Source organism: Serratia sp. BW106 (assembly GCF_002607755.1).
Classification (GTDB): Bacteria; Pseudomonadota; Gammaproteobacteria; order Enterobacterales; family Enterobacteriaceae; genus Serratia; species Serratia proteamaculans.
Genome location: NZ_MCGS01000025.1, coordinates 3,546 through 4,140, shown reverse-complemented (window position 1 = coordinate 4,140; position 595 = coordinate 3,546). Strand labels below are relative to the sequence as shown.

Genomic DNA, 595 nt, shown 5'->3' with positions numbered 1-595 from the left:
GCCCGGAAATGCTTCCCGGGACGGTGCCGGGGTTACGAGGAGGACGGATGAGCAGGCGACGGCGAGGGAAGTCCAAAGCCAAGATGCGGCAGGCGTACCGGGAATGGTTGATGGGCGAGATGATGCGGGATGCGTCCCGGCATCTGGCCGAGCTGAGAGAGGGTGATGATGGGCGAAAAGCGGGAAAAGATGCTGACGATGTGGGTGACGGCGGCAGAGCACCGGGGGCTGCTGGCACGTAGCGGCGGTAAACCGCTGGCGGCGTGGATGCGACAGACGTGCCTGGGTGAGAAGCCGGCACGCGCCGGCAAACTGCCGTCGTTGTCGCCGGTGTTGCTGCGGCAACTGGCTGGGATGGGCAACAACCTGAACCAGATCGCGCGGAAGGTGAACGCCGGTCACGGGTCAGGGCATGACCGGGTGCAGGCGGTGGCCGCGTTGATGGCGATCGATGCCGGGCTGGAACGGCTGCGGCACGCGGTGCTGGAAAAGGCGGGTGACGATGATCGTTAAATTCCATGCCCGGGGGCGCGGTGGCGGCGCCGGGCCGGTGGACTACCTGCTGGGGAAAGACCGGCAGCGGGTGGGGGCGAGT

1 protein-coding gene is annotated in these 595 nt (G+C 67.1%); it reads left to right on the top strand.

Going from position 1 to position 595, the window contains the following annotated elements; translation table 11 throughout:
• The first annotated feature begins 189 nt into the window (after nt 1–189).
• Nucleotides 190–513 (top strand): MobC family plasmid mobilization relaxosome protein, encoded by a 324-nt coding sequence (locus BEI65_RS17660; RefSeq protein ID WP_198404476.1) that lies wholly within the window; start codon nt 190–192, stop codon nt 511–513.
• Nucleotides 514–595 lie beyond the last annotated feature (82 nt).